Genomic DNA, 16,128 nt, shown 5'->3' on the forward strand with positions numbered 1-16,128 from the left:
GAGCGCGAAGCCGCCCGACGCATCAACGCCGAACGACTTCTCACTGCGTAGCCGTCCAGTTACCCGACAGTCTCTCACCGCCCACTACGTTGACTTCCGGTGGATCGGGAAACTCGAGCGAGGTGAACACCGCTGGCCCAGCGATGAACGCCGTGCCGCCCTCCGCAGCGTCCTTGGCACTGCCAACGACAGCGGACTTGGCCTCTACAGTCCGCGACGTACTGGTGACGGCCAGTTCCCTGCTCTAGACGGTTGGACAGAACGTTCGGCGACGGCCGCCCTTGCACCGGTTGGTCGGACATTTACTGGCGGGTACGTTGGACTTGAGCAAGCGCTCGTGGTCGCTGCAGGCGAGTGCAGCGACCACGCCAACGATGCAGGGGCGTGGAAGGTGCCGAACGGGGAAATCGACCAACTGCGCAACGACGTACGATCAGTCGCGCTCAGCTTCAATGCCCTGACACCTGCCGAGGCGGTAAAGGAAACCCTGCGCATTCGTGCTGTCGCAGTGCGCTACCTGCCCCGAACGCGGCGCCCATCGCAGCAAAGCGACCTCTACCTCACCCTGGGACAGACAGTCTCGCTACTCGCGAGCGCCAGCATCGACTTGGGCCTCTGGGACACGGCACGACAGTACGCACAGGCTGCAGAAAAGTACGGCGACATCATTGGGCATGCCGGCGCCCGCGCCTACGCCTTGGGGCTACAGGCGACAATCGCTTACTGGACTGGACGAGCCGCGGAGGCCGTCCAATACGCGAGCATGGCAGTTGAGCAGGCACCGATCGGGGTCGCCCGAACCCGCGCGTTGTACATATTGGCAAGAGCGTGGTCTCACCACGGGTCGGCTGATGAAGTAGGCCGCGCACTGCGTGCTGCCGAAGACGTCCGAAATGTTGAGGGTACCGACGAGCTGCATGATCTCATCGGCGGCGAATTCGGATATTCCGTCCCGCAGCAGGCACGGAGCGCAAGTACCGCGTGGCTACAAGTTGGGCACATCGACGCGGCGACGACCGCCGCTCGGCGGGCGGTCGACGTGGTCGCTGCCTCAACCTCGGATCCGTGGTCCACGGTCGAGGCTGAAGCCCGCGTTGACCTCGCCACTTGTCAGCTGCTTGCCGGAGATGTGGAGGCCGCGCGAGAGACCTTAACCTCGCTGTGGTCGATGCCGCTCAGCTGGAGGCGGGTCGGATTGCTTGGACGGGTTCAGCGCGTGCACGACATGCTTACTGCTGCTCAATGGCGCCCAGTCCTCGTCGCTAGGGAGGTGGCTGAAGAGGCCGCCTTGTTCACCGCGACCTCGAGCCCTACGACGGAGCCCACGCCGTCCTAGGCGCGCGCGATCCATGCGTCTAGCAGCGCCTGTTCGCGATTTGCCGGGAGGCCATGGTCGGCAGCCCGCGCCGCTTCACCCGTACCGGTGATCGCGGCTCCGCCGCCTGTCATCCACGCCCATGTATCGATGATGGTTTGCGTCAACGGTCGGCAGCGCAGCCCAGCGTCGACGGCGCGGGAACTATCGACGTTCCACACTCCCATATTCGTGCGCCACAGCGGCAACTCGGTCCATTGCTGAACGTCGTGCTCAACAAGCCACGTTGGGTCTACCCACATCGGCCGTGTGCCGGCCGCAGTCGCAGCTACGCAGGTGTCAATGAGGTCGCCGAAGGTCGCGCGCCCGATCGGAGCGGCGAGATTGAAGGAGCCGTGGTGGCCGCTGGTCGCGCAGTCTAGGGCGAAGGCGGCGACGTCTCGAACGTCGATGGGCTGGATCGGGCGGTCCGGCGGGCCAGGAACTAGGAGCTGGCCGCCGCGGGAGGCACGCGCCAGCCACCACGTGAGACGACCGACGTATTCCTGAGGGCCGAGGATGACGCCGGGTCGCAGGATGGCGGCCCGTTCCTCACCGATTGTTTCCAGGACGGCTCGTTCACAGCCGGCTTTCAGGGCACCGTACTGGCCGGCGTATCCGAGGTCGGCACCGAAATCGGCGTCCGCATCAGGCGGACACTCGAACGTTGCCGATTCATCGCTGAGCGACTCGTTCGGCCATCCTACGTAGACGTTGACCGACGACAGGAAGATATAGCGGCCCACTACGTGGTCCAGCGCAGTCGCGGCAGTCAAAACTTGCTGCGGGACGAAGCCAATCGTATCGATGACGGCATCCCACGGCCCATGCTCGGCGAGCCGACGGACATCCTCAGGTCGCTCGCGGTCCCCGCGCAGTGCCTGCACGCCGGGAATGTCGGCTGCGGATACGCCACGGTTGAACGTTGTGACGGAGTGCCCCGACTCAAGAGCTTGCGCAGCGAGCGCACGGCCGAGGAACCAAGTGCCGCCGAGGATCAGTAGCCGCATCCTCACATCATCACCCACCACGACGTGATGGCTCAGCGGGGGGCGCGGACGACCACGTCCCAGTCCGTACCTGAGAGCACGACTCATACCTGCTCTCCGGGCGGCGCGCCTACCGCAACCCGCATGACAAAGCTCCCCCTCGCGGGTTTGCGCTGCTAGACGCCAAGTCGGACCACAGGTCGGTACGCGAGGTCGGACCGTAAGTCGGCATTCCCAGCATCCGCCGGCTGCGAAATCCTGGGCAGGTGACTTCACCCGCTCGAAGTCGACAGGCGCTTCCATCGGAAGCAGGCGCAACAGCTACGGCTTCGTGGTGCAACAGACGCTGACAGCCCCTGGTTGGCGTTAGGCAATGGCAACGCCGCTGCTCGATCGACAGCGGCACCAGTCAGATAGCTGAGGCAGGCACATGACAACCCAGAGCGAGCAGCGTGCTCAGGATCCCGCGACGATGCGTGCGGCGATGGTCTCCGAGCTACGTGAGGACACCATCAACTCCGACGCGGTGGCCGCTGCCTTCTCGGTCGTGCCCCGTCACCTTTTCGCTCCTGGTGAGCCATTGGAGGCTGTGTACGACGCGAACACCCCGCTGGTGACGAAGACCGGCCCGGACGGCACCGCGCTCAGTTCGGTCTCTGCGGCACACATCCAGGCGGTGATGTTGGAACAGGCTGAGATCGAGCCGGGGATGCGGGTTCTGGAGATCGGCTCGGGCGGGTACAACGCGGCCCTGATCGCACAGCTAGTTGGGCCGGCAGGCTCGGTGACGTCGGTCGACATCGACCCAGTGATCGTCGCTCGGGCCCGCGCCTTCCTTCAGGAGGCCGGCTACGAGCGGGTGCGGGTGGTGCAGGCCGACGCCGAACATGGCGTGCCAGAGCAGGCGCCCTACGACCGGATCATCGTCACGGTCGGGGCGTGGGATATTCCGCCAGCCTGGATCGAACAGCTCGCCGAGCGGGGCAGAATCGTCGTACCGCTGCGGTTTTCCGGGCTGTCCCGCTGCATCGCCTTCGACCGGTCCGGGAACGGGCTGGTCAGCCGCAGCTACTGCCTCGGCGGTTTCGTGCCCATGCAGGGAGAGGGCACCTTCGCCGAGACACTGGTGCCGATCAACGGCGAGGCGACACTGCGCCTCGACGGGCCTGATCCGGGTTTCGACGTGCCGGCGCTGCGCAAGGCGATCCACGGGCCGAGGATCGAGCGGTGGTCCGGGGCTGCGTTCGATCTGCCTGACGAGCTGGAGCTATTCGTGGTGACAAGCGCCCCGAAGGTGCCGTTCCTGCACGCCAGCCAACTCCTGGTGGACCAGGGGGTGTTCACCCCAGCGGTGACCTATGGCACGGCCGTCCTGGTCGAGGGCGGCAGTTTCGCCTACCGGACCAAACGCGAGAACAAAGGCACCGATGGTTGGGAAAGCGGTGTATTCGCCTACGGCCCACAGGCCGAAGCAGTAGCCGAACGGTACGTCGGGCTGCTGCGTCGCTGGGCGGCGGACTATCGCCGCCGCGGGGCCGCGCGCATCGAGTACCTGCCCAGGCATGCAGGCCAGGTCGCGCCGGCTGGGTGGTACGCGCCGAAGCGCCACGGCGTCGTCGCGGTTTCCTGGCCCTGACAGCTACCGGTGCCTCGACCGGGGCACCGGAGGATCACAACCCCTCGAAGGAGGCTGTCGTGTCGATCATGACCGAGGAGAGGCCCGGTTTGTCGGCGCCACCGGCGCTGGCCGAGAGCAAGGACGAGTTCAGCCCGAACGACTGGGAACTGGATGTCACCTTCGTCGAGTCGGGTGAGGGCGTCGACAAGCTGATCTACATGACCAACGACGGGTGTGGCAAGACCTGCCAGTCGGCCTGCAGCACGACCTGCCCCGCGTAGATCGAGATTCGGGGCGTCTGGCTGTGCGGACAATGCCGCGCGGTCAGACGCCCCATACCTAGGGGAGGAAGCGTGTATCGGCATCTGGACGCGCTGTTGGTGCGCTGCACGGTGTGCCCTCCGGACGATCTGCCCAGGTGGTGGCCGGACCTGACGGAGTCGGCGGCCGGTGCAGTGTCGTGGCGGCCATGGTTGCAGCAGGCCGTCGCGGTGCCCGAGTTCTCCGTCGGGCTTGCGCACGCCAGTCCGGTGCTGTTCGAACGCGTCCGGGCGATGTGTGATGGCCGCTCGGTGAGTGAGCGTGAGGCACGCCGGATGGTGCTGTCGGTCATGCGGTACCTGCTACGGGCGCGCGGACGGGCAACTCCGTACGGCCTATTCGCCGGAATCGCCCCCGCATACCTGGCAACCACCACGACGGTCCGGTTCGATGGCGAGCATCGGGCGGTAGCGCGGGTACGGGCGCAGTGGCTGGCCGGCCTGATCGACCGCCTGGAGGCCGATCCGGTGCTCCTGCCGCACCTCACCGTCCAAGCCAACAATCTCCTGACCTGGCGGGACGATCAGGTCGTGCTCGAGCACCGCCCCAGCCGGAACCTCGGCGAGTCACCCCTCCACGTGCAGGTGCGCGCCACAGGGCCGGTACGCGCCGCGCTGACGGCTGCCCGGGATCCAGTCCAACTGCGGGATTTGGCGAGCAAGCTCGCCGCCGATCACCGTGTTTCCACCAACAGAGTTCACGCGTTGCTGGCGGAAATGGTGGCGCAGCGTCTGCTCCTGACCCACTTACGGCCGGCGACGACTGCCAGCGAGCCGTTGTCCGTCGTCGCGGCTGGCCTCGAGCAGGCGTTGGCCGACGTTGACGACAGCATCGCAGGCCCTCCTGAGGCACAGGCGACGCTCGACGCGCTGCGCTGTCTCGTCGAGCGGCCGACGCAGCGCGACACGACGCCTCACGGACCCGACGACGAACGCGAGCGGCTCGCCGCAGCGATGGCCGCCCTGCACCGTACCGACGACCCACCCGTAGCCGTCGACATGCGTCTGGGCGTCCACTTAGTGGTCCCGGACGCTGTTGCCATGGAAGCCGCGGCAGCAGCTAACGCCCTCACACGCCTGGCCGCGCCCGGCCGGGCCGGTTGGGTGGCATGGCACCGCCGGTTCCTGGAGCGCTACGGGCCGCACGCGCTCGTGCCGGTACGTGACGCGGTAAACGCCGATGTCGGCCTCGGATACCCCGCTGGCTACCGCGATGCCTCACCAGCAACGCCCGCAGCTCTGACATCGCGAGATCAGAAGTTGATGGCCCTAGCCCAAGACGCAGCGCTACGACGCCAACACCAGATCGTGCTCGACGACGCCATGATCCGGGAGCTAGGCGGCGAGGAACCGCTCACGCGAGTCCAACCCAGCACCGAGCTGACGGTCACCGTACTCGCCCGGACCATGCAGGACCTCGACCACGGCGACTTTCGGCTCACGGTCGTCGGCGTATCCCGCAACGCCGGGACAACCACCGGACGGTTCCTCGACCTGCTCGATCCCACGGACCGCAAGCGAATCGCCGGCCAGTACGCGACCCTGCCAACCACGCTCCGCGGGGCGCTCCTCACCCAGGTGTCGTCAGTAACCCCGTACACGATCACCGAGGACGTCGCCCACGCCCCGCAGGTGATGCCGCACCTCATCTCACTCGGGGAGTACCACGACAACACCCCCGACCAGATCGCGCTCGACGACATCGCGGTCACCGCCGACGCCGACCGCGTGTACCTCGTGTCGATCCCCCGGCGGCAGCCGGTGGAGCCGATCACGATCAACGCAGTCGAGCAGGTCCACTACACCCTGCCGATCGTGCGGTTCCTCACCGAAGCCCCTACCGCCTTCACCGTGGCATGCGGCGCGTTCGACTGGGGGGCCGCGAGCGGCCTGCCGTTCCTACCCGCCCTGCACTATGGGAGAACCACCCTGGCACCGGCGCGGTGGCTACTACGGGCATCCGTCCTACCCGCGCCCACCGCCAACTGGCGGGAGTGGGCTCCCGCCCTGGCCGAGTGGCGCGACATGGTCGGATGTCCCGAAACGGTGTATCTCGGTGACGGCGACCAGCGGCTAGCCCTTGACCTGGCCGAACCCGCGCACCAGGCGTTGCTACGCGACCACCTCAACCGCACTCCGACCGCCGTCCTGCGCGCCGCACCGCCACCGGACGCCGCCGGCTGGATCGGCGGATACGCGCACGAAATCGTCGTCCCCCTCGCGTCGACGCTCGCCCCGGCGCCATCACCGCGGCTGCTCGCCACCGCGCCGGTAGTCGACGTCCGCGAGCACGGACACCTCCCCGGCCAACAGGATCCGCTCTACGTCAAGCTATACGGTCACCCCGACCGACAATCCAGGATCCTCACCCAGCACCTGCCAATCCTGCTTCGCCGGCTGAACCCACCAGTCCGGTGGTGGTTTCTGCGCTACGAAGACCCCGAGCCGCACCTGCGGCTGCGCGTCGCCGGCGCCACGAGCGCCGCGACCGTCGGCGAATGGACGCAGGAGCTGCGCCGCTCTGGCCTGGTCGCCCACGTCCAGGTCGACACCGACTACCCGGAGCCGGCCCGCCTCGGTGGTCCCACCGCGAGCACGGCGATCGAAGAACTCTTCGCAGCCGACTCAGCTGCCGCTCTCGCGCAACTCACCATCGACGCCCGCAGACGTTCGCACGACGTGCGCGCGATAACCGCCGCGAGCTTGCTGGACATCACCACCGCGCTCGTTGGCGACGCCGACCGGGGCATGCAGTGGCTCATCGACCACGTACGCCGGCACCGGCCCGCACCGCCTCGCGACCTATACCAGCTCGCTGTCCGACTGGCTAACCCCGACCAGTCCGGCCTGGCCGACCTTCCTGCCACCGAGCAGCTGCGCGCCGCCTGGGGCCGGCGCCATCAGGCGTTGACGGCATACCGCGACACGCTGCGTACCGTCGCGGTCGCTCCCGAGAGCGTGCTGCCGGACCTGCTCCACCTTCACCACACCCGCATGATCGGGCCCGACCCGGACAGCGAACGCACCTGCCTACACCTGGCCCGCGCCGCCGCACTGAGCTGGAGCACCCGAGCCCGGAGCCTCACGTGAGCCCCTCCCATCCGGCAGCGTTGGCGGCAGCCACCGCTATCGCCGAGACGCTCGCCGACCCGCAGGCCCTCCAAGCGTGGCCCCTGAGCGGGCGGGCTCGACCGCAATCCCTTGCCGGCGGCGCTGTCGGCATCGCCCTGCTACACATCGAACGTGCCCGCTCCGGGTACGGCGACGAAGCCCTCGCCCACGCCTGGCTGAAACTCGCCGCCTCCGAACCAATCAGCACCGGCGGCAACGCCAACCTGTTCCACGGCGCACCGGCCCTCGGCTTCGCCCTACACGCCGCGGGCACGACCCGGTACCGCCGCACCCTGGCCTCGCTCGACGACACCACCATCACGCTCACCCGAACGCGGCTGGCCGCCGCGCACGCCCGCATCGACCGCCGCGATCCACTCCTGATGCGGGAGTTCGACCTAATCCACGGGCTGACCGGACTCGGCGTCTACCACCTGCACCGCCACCCCGCGCACCCCGTCACCCGCGACGTGCTCACCTACTTGGTCCGCCTCACACACCCCCTCCCCGGCCGACCCGGCGCAACGGACGTGCCGCCGTGGTGGATGCCGGTCGACCTGTCCGGCGAGCCGCACCCGAACTACCCCCAAGGGCACGGCAACCTAGGGGTGGCTCATGGCATCAGCGCAGTCGTGGCGCTGCTGTCCCTCGCCGTCCTTCACGGCGTGCCAGCAACCGGCGTCCGTGACGCGCTCGCCCTGCTCTGCGCCTGGACCGACCAGTGGTGCCACCACGACACCACCGGCCCCTGGTGGCCCGGCTACCTCACCATCGGACACGCCCGCCGCCTCGAACCACCACAACGCCCCCGACCGTCCTGGTGCTATGGAGTCGCCGGCACCGCCCGCGCCCAGCAACTGGCCGGCATCGCCCTCAATGACAACGATCGGCAAGAAACAGCTGAAAACGCGGTACTCGCGGCGCTGCGCGACCCAACTCAACGCTCTCTGCTGCCCGGAGTCGGACTGTGCCACGGGAAAGCCGGTCTACTCCAGGCTGCCTTCCGCATGGCAGCCGATTGCCGCAGCCCGGCATTAGCCTCCGAAATGCGCGACCTGGCAGCCCAACTCGCCACCCAGGTGGCCGAGCCGATGACCGATCCGGAACTCATGGATGGTGCCGCCGGAGCCGCTCTCGCGCTACACGCTGTCGGAACAGGGGCCGCACCCGCATCCACGTGGGACGCAGTCCTCCTGCTGGCCTAACTCGGAGGTAGACCTACTTCCTCCCGCTTAGGGCCGCTTCGCGTAGCGGAGCGACAAGGACTAATCCCTCCCAACTGTAAGGACAGCCATGACACCCATACCGTGGCTCCAGATCACCATCGATCTACCCGAACCGCAGCAGGCCGAAGACGTCGCCATCGCGCACCTGGCTCCCGTCCTCGCCGAGGCAGAAGCCGGCAGATTCATCACCGCCTGGTTCTTCATCCGCAAGACGCCCCAGTGGAGGCTCCGCTACCTCCCCGCTGGCGACGCCACCGAAGCGCGGGCGCATCTCCTCAACCGCCTTGACACCCTGAAACGCAACAAGCTAATCGCGCGAGCCGTCGAGGTGGTGTACGAACCCGAAACGCGCGCCTTCGGCGGCGCCCAAGCGATGGCAGTGGCACACCGACTGTGGCACGTCGATAGCGCCCACGTGCTCGGCTACCTCGCCGCCACCGCACCAGACCCTGCGGCCCGACGCCGCCGCGAGTTGGCGGTCCTGCTCGCCAGCAGCATGCTGCGCGCCGCAGGCCTGGACTGGTACGAGCAAGGCGACGTCTGGGCCCGCGTCGCGCACCACCGAACGCCTCCCAACCATCTCGACCAGAACGCCGCTGTGGCCCTGCAATCGGCGCTTCGCCGGCTGATCAGCATCGACCTGACCAGCCTTACCAACTCGGGCGCACCGCTGGCCACGGCTAGCGCGTGGGCGGCATCGTTCGCCGCCGCCGGCCACGACCTGACTCACCTCACCGCAACCGGCGACCTACACCGAGGATTGCGTGACGTCCTGGCACACCACGTCATATTCGCGATGAACAGGCTCGGGCTACCCGCCACCACCCAAGCGGTCCTCGCCACCAATGCCGCGACCATGATCTTCGGCCCCGACCCCACCCAACCCACGCCGCCCAACGACGACCGAAGCGCGCCAGCCATCGCCAGCCGCCCGCAAAGCGGCCGCTGATGGACGCCACCGGAGCACAAGCGCGCAGGTTCCCACTCGTCGCCCGCCCCCGGCCAGCCTGCACGCCCCTGCCTGAGCGGGTGGCTGACCTCCGACGCCGTGCCGCCGACGCCGCCCGCGATCACGATGCTGCCGCCGCGACCGCCGTGTTCAACCTCGCGGCGCTACTGGCATCCGACTGCGGACGACCCGACCTGGCCCACCAATGGTCGGCGCGACTCGCCCGCGCCGCGCTCGCCAACCCACCCCAAGAATTTCGAGCAGCGAGCAACAGCCTCGAACCCATCATCAACCTCGCCCGGCTCCGCACCCGCGCCAGAGACGGCGCCGGAGCCTGGGCAATCCTCGAAAAGCTCTACCGAGCGGTCACCTCCCGCACCGACATCACCATCGACGGCATCGCCGTGCCCGCCTCACGCCTCGTCGACGACCGCACCGAACACCGCGAGCTCTGCCAATGGCTGTGGGCAGTGTTGCTGTCCAGCGGCTCGCACGCCCTGGCGGTCGCCGGCAAATGGGACGACGCCTACCGCCGGCTGAATCAGCATCACGGCATCGGCCGACGCATGCTCGACGGCCGACAGATCACCGTCATCGCCCACACCCTCGCCGGCAGACACAGCCAAGCGTCGGCCCTGCTGCACAACACCCAACCCGGCGAGCTCTGGGAACAGGCAGTCACCGCATGCCTGACCCTGCTCTGCCAGCCGGACGCCACCAGCATCGAGCGCAGCCACGCCGTCCACGCCTACCAGGCGCTGAACCCAGCCGAAGCAGGCCTCGCCGTGTTCCACACCCGGCTCGGTCTCAGCCTCATCGACGCGCTCGGCGGCATCCACCAGCCGACAGCACGCCCCATCGCTGCCGGCCTGCTCGAACAAGTCATCAGGGATGGATACGCAGCCAGGGATATTCTCGACCATGCCGGCTGCCGCAACATCCTCACCCCGCGGCAGGTCGAGCAATTCACCGACGTCGTCGCCGTCTGCGGGCTTGACGCGGGTGTCGTACCGGATCCCTTGCAGGCTGAACTCGCCGATGCGCTCGGCATCGCCGAGCGCATCGTCGTTTCGCCGCCCTCCGCTTGCGCGCCCTCATGAAAGGACGTCTGATTCACGTATTTAGCGTGTGTTGTGGTTTTAGTCGTCTCGCCAGGTCGGGGTGGTTTCGGTGGTGAGGCGTTTGGCGAGGTTGTCGATCATGGCGAGGGTGATCATGCTGGCGGAGTTGTCGGGGCGGGTTTCGTAGTCGCGCACGAGTCGGCGGTCCTGCATGAGCCAGCCGATGGTGTTGGGTTGTGCCCGGGCGCGGTGCCTGGATTGCTCCAGGTCCGTTTCCCGGACCCGCCCGCCGAACCCGGCGTGCGACTCTCACCGCACCGGGCTTTCCACGAGGTCACACACCGCCCCGGACCCGGCCAATCGGAAGCATCGGAAACCACCCCACCACGGCCACCTGACCACCGCCGCCCCACCGGCCCGCCCGGACCTGCCGACACGAACCACGACACCACCGACCGTTCCGACACCAGCCAGCACAAACCCCCGCCGAAACAGAGGAGCACCAACGGAGCACCAACGTTCCAAAATGTAGGACAATCGGCAACGAAAATGGGAAAGAAAAAGGCCATGACCTCTGTTCTTGCAGGTCACGGCCTTGATCATTTGTGCGCCCGAAGGGATTCGAACCCCTAACCTTCTGATCCGTAGGAGGAAGGGTGAACCACCTTCCCCACCTAATACAAAGTCTCATAGAACGTGCTGTTTTGCAAGCCCTTCGTCCACGCGAAGGGCTTTCTGTTTCGGCTGGTCCGCGCGCTGCAGCCGAAGGGCGAAGCGCGCGGTTCCCCGATGGAGATGTCACCGTGCTGATTTTGCCGCGTTGATGCTCGCCCGGCGCCGAACATCCGAGCACCAACGGAGCACCACGCGAGCCGTGACGTCCCTTCCGCAGGATCAGCGGGCCTTCTTCGTCGCCCGCTTGCGTGGCGGCGTCAACAGCTCGGCGATGCTCGCGATCGCTGACGGCACCAAGCGGTAGTACGCCCACACGCCCCGCTTGTCCCGTTCAAGCAGACCGGCCTCAGTGAGAATCCGAAGATGATGGCTCACGGTCGGCTGAGACAATCCGAGCGGCTCGGTCAGGTCACTCACCGACGCCTCGCCCTCTGGAGACGACTGGATCAGGCTGAGCAAGCGCAGCCGAGCCGGGTCGGCGAAAGCCTTCAGCACTCCAGCGAGCCGCTCAGCGTCGGCGCGTTCGATGGGCTCGCCGGCGAGGGGCGAGATGGCAGGCTTCATCATGTTCGTGGATCCCACGTCCTGCATCGTCGCAGCAACACCGCCACAAGGCGGGCAGAACGAGGGGCGGATCACGCTTGACCGGCGGGGCGGAGCTGACTGAGCGTGAGGAGAAGAGATCGGTTGCGACCACGTCAAATGAGTCTTGGGCCAGACCAAAACAGTCACCCCCTCAGCTCTGCTCGCAGGGATGACGGCGGCCAGTGCGGCGGGGTCACCAATGCCAGCGTGTAGCGCCCACCCGGTCATCTGGTCGGTGACCGGGTGGGCGAGGCGTGGGGCTATTGGGCTCGCCGGGCGGCGTCGGCCGCTGTTCCGGGCGCGTTGGCGAGCACCGCTGCCAGGCCGGCGGGAATCGGCATGGGTGGGGTCAGCAGTACGCGGGCGCGGCCGGTGTTGCCGGCCGGGTAGCGGCCGAGCGCGGATCCGGGTCCGGCTACGGCGAGGCGGATGACCTGCCCGACCGCTCCTACGCGGTCGCGTTCGTGCAGGGCGCGGCGCAGCATGACGGCGTGGGCCACGGTGTGCGGCCACGGCCAGAGCTGGGACAGGATGTGCGCGCGTTCGGCGGCCCGTCACGCCGTCGCCGGGTCGGTCACGGTCTGGCCGGTGGTCAACTCGGCGTCGAACGCGACGCGCACCGCGGACGGCATCCGCCGCTCGATAGCCAGTGCGGTCATGCCGCATTCGACGAGCAGCAGGAGCAGCCCGGTCGGCATCCGCACGCGTCATCCTCGCTGGCACCGTGTCCATCTGCGACGGCACCCGCGCGGGTGTGGGTGTCAGCGAGCGGGACGGTGAGCAGGACCGCGCAGCAGGCATCACTACGCCACGCCTCCGGCCTTCCTTGACCGCCACGGCGGCGATGACCAGGGCGGCGATGGGGTCGCTCAGGACCAGCCGCGCAGGCTTTTCGCCCTGAACTCGCAGGACTCGTCCCCCCGGCTGCCGCCACCCAACCAGGCCACCGGACGCCGACGTCTCGCCCAGCGGAGCAGCGAGGTGGTAGATGAAATTGGGCTACCAAGACTTTCCGGGCTTGGCCCGCTTCGCGGCTGCGCGCTGGGCAACGATCCGCGCCCCCGTTCCGTTCATGCGCCACCTGGCAACCGGAAGGCTGACGTCGAAGAGGTCGGCGACTTGCTCGTCGTTCCTGCGCTCCCTGGCCGCCTTGTACGCGGCGGCCAGGGGCAGCAGCAGTTCGGCTCCAAGTTCCTGCGCTTCCCACTCCTGATCTTTGCTGGTGGGATTGGCGCAACCGTGGCGGCCCTCGGCGCTGAACATGACCCGGTCGAACTCGTGTTCAAGGAGCACGTGGGCCATCTCGTGGGCGACGTTAAATCTGCGGCGGCGGGGCTGGTGTGAGGTGTTCTCCACGATGAACTGGCCCGTTCCGGCAGGCACCAGCGCGGCGGACCATGCCTCCGGACGCTCGGAGGCGTAGAAGGTCACTGATTTCTCAGGACATCCCATCTCCGCAAGGCTGTCCAAGGCGTGCACGGCGACGCCGTGCACGTGGGCGAGTTCGTAGGGGCAGAGCCGATCGTGTTCGGTGAGACCGAGGTCGGTCTTTCGGATGTCGATCGCTCGGCGCTGGATCTCAGCCTTGGGGAGCCTTTTGCCCACGTGTCACCGGTTCCGAGCCGCGCGTTGGGTGGCGTGAAGTTTCATGGCTGCTTCGAGCACGTTCTGTAGGTGTTGCTTCTCCTCCTCGCCGAGATCTTTGCGAGCCCGCAGGAGAACGCCGACCTCGGCGAGGAGTTCCGGCTCCTCGTCTTGGTCGTCCTCCGTGTCGGAGATCCAGAAGGTCTCCGCTGGCATCTTCAGCCACTGGGTAAGGGTCATGAAGGCGTCTGCGTCCGGCCGGTAGCCGTTGGCAAGGCGGGTCATCGTGGAAGGGCTACATCCCACCTCGCCGGCGAGCTGTCGCCAGGAGAGGTTCTTGCTTCTGCGCGCGGCGTCGAGGGCGGCGTACAGCGCCGGCACGTTGATCCTGGTCTGAGCCATGGGCGGGGCATCTCCTCGCAGGTTGCGCGAACCACCTTTCTACCACCGTTCGACATGTCGAACACTCGCGTGGTAGCGTTGATCTCGTTCGACAAGTAGAACGGTGTCCTACTCGTAGGACACCTACCGTACCCGCTGCGCTCCAGCAGCAGCAACGATCCGAGGAGATCAATATGACGACCAGCGCGACCGAAAACGTCAGCGAGAACCAGCGCTCGCCCCGGACCATCACGGTCTCGGTCAACAACCAGCCGATCGAGTTGCCCGAGCGCCGGGTCACCGGCCGGGACATCAAGCAGGCCGCCGTCGCCCAGGGCGTCCACATCCAGCCCAACTTCCAGCTCTCGGTGAAGCGGGGCAACCGCTACGAGGTCATCGGCGACGACGACACCGTCACGGTCCACCCTCACCAGGAGTTCCTCGCGGTCGCGCCGGACGACAACTCGTGACCGAACCGACCACGGCGGTCACCACCGCGGTCGACGCCGTCCGGGAACACTTCGCCGGCAAGCCGGTCGAGGTCACCCCGGACGGCGCCGGCGGCGCCTTCGTGATCGTTAACGACATTGAGATCGGCCCGGGCTACATCCCGTCGACCACATGGCTGGGCTTCCAGATCAGCGCCGCCTATCCCTGCGCGGATGTGTACCCCCACTACACCGGACGGCTGACCCGCACCGACGGGCAGCCTCACGGGCCGGCCATCCAACAGGTCGACTGGCAAAACAGGCCGGCTCTGCAGTTGTCACGCCGCTCCAACGGGTGGCAGGCCGGGATCGACAACGCCGCGCTCAAGGCCGAGAAGGTGATCACATGGCTCGTCACCCAGTGAACCCGCCGGCCGACGGCTGGAGCCTCACTGTGCCGGCTCGGCTGTGGGCCGACCTGTCCAATCACCTGTTCCGAAGCGACAGGGACGAACACGGCGCGGTCATCCTCGCAGGCCGCGCGAAGGGCCCGCGCGGGCCCCGGCTGCTCGCCCGCGAGCTGATCCTCGCCAAGGACGGGGTCGACTATGTGCCCGGTGAGACCGGGTACCGGGCTCTCGCGCCGTCCTTCGTCCGCGACGCCGCAGTCCGGGCGCGGGAGGAGGGGCTCGCCTACCTCGCCGTGCACAACCACCTCGGCGGCGTCACGGTTGGCTTCTCCCGGATCGACCTGGCCAGCCACGAGCGGGGCTACCCGGCACTGCGGCAAATCACCGGCCAGGTCGTCGGCGGACTGGTCTTCACTGACCAGGCCGCCGCCGGTGACCTGTGGTTGCCCGACGGGTCCCGCGTCGACCTCGCGGAGGTCGTCATCCCGAGCGGCAACCTCATTCGCCTGCGGCCTTGCCCCGCCCGCGCCGGCACGGCCGAGCTCCTGCACGATCGGCAGGCGAGGCTCTTCGGTCAGCTCGGCCAGGAGTCCCTCAGCCGGCTGCGGGTTGCCGTGGTCGGCCTCGGCGGGGTCGGCAGCATCCTCGTCGAATTCCTCGCCCGCCTCGGCGTCGGCGGCCTGGTCCTGATCGACGACGACATCGTCGACGAGACGAACCTGCCCCGGCTGCTCGCCGCCGAACGCGACGACGTCGGCCGGCCGAAAACCCTCCCCGCAGTCCGGAACGCCCGTCGGGCGAACCCGGATATCGACCTGACGGTGATGGCGGGACGAGTCGAGACCAGCACGGCGAGACAGTCGTTGAGCTACTGCGACTGGATGTTCCTCGCCGCGGACAGCCACTCCGCCCGGTACTGGGTCAACGCCGCCGCCAACCAGTACCTGATCCCCACGACGCAGATCGGCGTCAAGATCCCCGTGAACGACGACGACATCGTCGGCCAGATCCACGCCGTCAACCGGTTCGTGGTCCCCGGAAGCGGCTGCATGTGGTGCAACGGCCTCATCGACCCGACCGAACTCGCGATCGACATGCAACCCGAACACGTACGGGCTGCCGCCCGCTACGTCGCAAGCGTTCCAGCGCCCAGCGTCATCGCCCTCAACGGCCTCGTCGCCACCGAGGCCATTAACCACTTCATGCTCGCGGTCACCGGCATGCACCACGACCCCGACGACACCACCTCCACGATCCACCTGCCCAGACGGCGCGAACGCACAGGCCAGATGCCACGTCGTGACAAGGACTGCCCATGGTGCTCTCCAAACGGGCACCTCGGGCGCGGTGACGGCTGATCGGGTCTGTCATCCGAACGGTGTAACTTCTCTCCGTTCTATCGATGATGTTGGGCTGTTTACCGGCGGGCGGCGGAGA

The 16,128-nt window shown here is 67.6% G+C and carries 16 protein-coding genes and 1 pseudogene; 10 read left to right on the forward strand and 7 right to left on the reverse strand.

Features of this window, described 5'->3' with window-relative positions:
• Positions 1–1,336 (forward strand): hypothetical protein (locus ACLQ24_RS24390; protein WP_425894039.1); only part of this gene is annotated, 1,336 nt, incomplete at its 5' end.
• Here ACLQ24_RS24390 and ACLQ24_RS24395 read toward each other — a convergent pair.
• Positions 1,333–2,364: an NAD-dependent epimerase/dehydratase family protein gene (locus tag ACLQ24_RS24395; RefSeq protein WP_425894040.1), complete on the reverse strand. Its 1,032-nt coding sequence runs from the start codon at positions 2,362–2,364 to the stop codon at positions 1,333–1,335. The two genes, ACLQ24_RS24390 and ACLQ24_RS24395, sit on opposite strands and share 4 nt — an antisense overlap.
• Before the next feature lie 451 nt (positions 2,365–2,815).
• Here ACLQ24_RS24395 and fxlM point away from each other — a divergent pair, with 451 nt between their 5' ends.
• From fxlM to ACLQ24_RS24425, 6 genes are all read left to right on the forward strand, one after another.
• A complete protein-coding gene (gene fxlM, locus ACLQ24_RS24400) occupies positions 2,816–3,979 on the forward strand; it encodes a methyltransferase, FxLD system (RefSeq protein WP_425894049.1) in 1,164 nt (387 codons plus the stop codon).
• Positions 3,980–4,047: 68 nt separating this feature from the next.
• A complete protein-coding gene (locus ACLQ24_RS24405; RefSeq protein ID WP_425894050.1) occupies positions 4,048–4,242 on the forward strand; it encodes an FxLD family lanthipeptide in 195 nt (64 codons plus the stop codon).
• A gap of 72 nt (positions 4,243–4,314) precedes the next feature.
• Entirely contained in the window at positions 4,315–7,371 is a 3,057-nt protein-coding gene (locus tag ACLQ24_RS24410; protein ID WP_425894041.1) for a lantibiotic dehydratase, read from the forward strand.
• A complete protein-coding gene (locus ACLQ24_RS24415) occupies positions 7,368–8,597 on the forward strand; it encodes a lanthionine synthetase C family protein (protein ID WP_425894042.1) in 1,230 nt (409 codons plus the stop codon). The genes ACLQ24_RS24410 and ACLQ24_RS24415 overlap by 4 nt, the downstream gene beginning before the upstream one ends.
• A gap of 88 nt (positions 8,598–8,685) precedes the next feature.
• The gene (locus ACLQ24_RS24420) at positions 8,686–9,567 is read left to right on the forward strand and encodes a thiopeptide-type bacteriocin biosynthesis protein (RefSeq protein WP_425894043.1); all 882 of its coding nucleotides are present in this window, start codon (positions 8,686–8,688) and stop codon (positions 9,565–9,567) included.
• Between the two features lie 80 nt (positions 9,568–9,647).
• Entirely contained in the window at positions 9,648–10,667 is a 1,020-nt protein-coding gene (locus tag ACLQ24_RS24425; protein WP_425894044.1) for a hypothetical protein, read from the forward strand.
• A gap of 39 nt (positions 10,668–10,706) precedes the next feature.
• On the opposite strand, the pseudogene ACLQ24_RS24430 reads toward ACLQ24_RS24425, so the two are convergent.
• The 6 genes and pseudogenes from ACLQ24_RS24430 to ACLQ24_RS24455 all read right to left on the reverse strand — a co-directional run.
• Positions 10,707–10,856, reverse strand: a pseudogene (locus tag ACLQ24_RS24430) (IS5 family transposase); the annotation flags it as partial.
• A 666-nt stretch (positions 10,857–11,522) separates the two neighbouring features.
• Positions 11,523–11,870, reverse strand: coding sequence for an ArsR/SmtB family transcription factor (locus ACLQ24_RS24435; RefSeq protein WP_357141517.1), 348 nt, complete (start codon positions 11,868–11,870; stop codon positions 11,523–11,525).
• Positions 11,871–12,148: 278 nt separating this feature from the next.
• The gene (locus ACLQ24_RS24440) at positions 12,149–12,421 is read right to left on the reverse strand and encodes a DUF3703 domain-containing protein (RefSeq protein ID WP_357141514.1); all 273 of its coding nucleotides are present in this window, start codon (positions 12,419–12,421) and stop codon (positions 12,149–12,151) included.
• Between the two features lie 21 nt (positions 12,422–12,442).
• Positions 12,443–12,592 carry a hypothetical protein gene (locus ACLQ24_RS24445; protein WP_425894045.1) on the reverse strand — a complete coding sequence of 50 codons (150 nt, stop codon included), beginning with the start codon at positions 12,590–12,592 and terminating at the stop codon, positions 12,443–12,445.
• A gap of 295 nt (positions 12,593–12,887) precedes the next feature.
• Complete coding sequence (locus ACLQ24_RS24450) at positions 12,888–13,493, reverse strand: ImmA/IrrE family metallo-endopeptidase (RefSeq protein ID WP_425894046.1); 606 nt, start codon at positions 13,491–13,493, stop codon at positions 12,888–12,890.
• Between the two features lie 3 nt (positions 13,494–13,496).
• Entirely contained in the window at positions 13,497–13,874 is a 378-nt protein-coding gene (locus ACLQ24_RS24455; protein ID WP_013289144.1) for a helix-turn-helix domain-containing protein, read from the reverse strand.
• 173 nt (positions 13,875–14,047) lie between these two features.
• Between ACLQ24_RS24455 and ACLQ24_RS24460 the strand changes: the two genes are divergently transcribed.
• From ACLQ24_RS24460 to ACLQ24_RS24470, 3 genes are read left to right on the forward strand one after another with little or no spacing between them, the layout of a single operon-like run.
• A complete protein-coding gene (locus ACLQ24_RS24460) occupies positions 14,048–14,323 on the forward strand; it encodes a multiubiquitin domain-containing protein (protein ID WP_425894047.1) in 276 nt (91 codons plus the stop codon).
• The gene (locus ACLQ24_RS24465; protein ID WP_357951624.1) at positions 14,320–14,706 is read left to right on the forward strand and encodes a hypothetical protein; all 387 of its coding nucleotides are present in this window, start codon (positions 14,320–14,322) and stop codon (positions 14,704–14,706) included. Before ACLQ24_RS24460 ends, ACLQ24_RS24465 begins: the two co-directional genes overlap by 4 nt.
• Positions 14,688–16,049, forward strand: coding sequence for a ThiF family adenylyltransferase (locus ACLQ24_RS24470; protein ID WP_425894048.1), 1,362 nt, complete (start codon positions 14,688–14,690; stop codon positions 16,047–16,049). The genes ACLQ24_RS24465 and ACLQ24_RS24470 overlap by 19 nt, the downstream gene beginning before the upstream one ends.
• Positions 16,050–16,128 lie beyond the last annotated feature (79 nt).

This window comes from Micromonospora sp. DT4 (assembly GCF_049841675.1).
GTDB lineage: Bacteria > Actinomycetota > Actinomycetes > Mycobacteriales > Micromonosporaceae > Micromonospora.